Below are 403 nucleotides of genomic sequence, written 5' to 3' on the forward strand. Positions count from 1 at the left end.
CCCCACAGCACACCGAAGCCGGTTTCCGCCAGCGTGGAAGCCACCAGGCCGAAGATGCCAAGCGGCGCACAGCGGATCACCGCTCGCACCACCAGCGTAACCGCATGGGACATGTCGTTGATCAGCCCTTTAGTGGTTTCGGAAGCGTGGCGCAGCGCCAGCCCCAGCCCGACGGCCCACGCCAGAATACCGATGTAGTTGGCGTTAATCAGCGCATGGAACGGGTTGGCCACCACGCTCATCAACAGACCCTTCATCACCTCCACAATGCCGCCCGGCGGGGTAATGTCCGTCGCGCCGGTGGTCAGCGCCAGCGTAGAAGGGAAGATAAAGCTGACGACGACCGCCACCAGCGCGGCGGCAAAGGTGCCCAGCAGGTAGAGGAACAGGATCGGGCGAATGT

The 403-nt window shown here is 63.5% G+C and carries 1 protein-coding gene; it reads right to left on the reverse strand.

From position 1 onward, the window contains the following. Positions 1 to 403 (reverse strand): cation:dicarboxylate symporter family transporter (locus KQX66_RS38890; RefSeq protein ID WP_216798405.1); only part of this gene is annotated, 403 nt, incomplete at both ends.

The sequence above is a fragment of the Paenibacillus oleatilyticus genome, from assembly GCF_018998565.1.
GTDB lineage: Bacteria > Bacillota > Bacilli > Paenibacillales > NBRC-103111 > Paenibacillus_G > Paenibacillus_G oleatilyticus.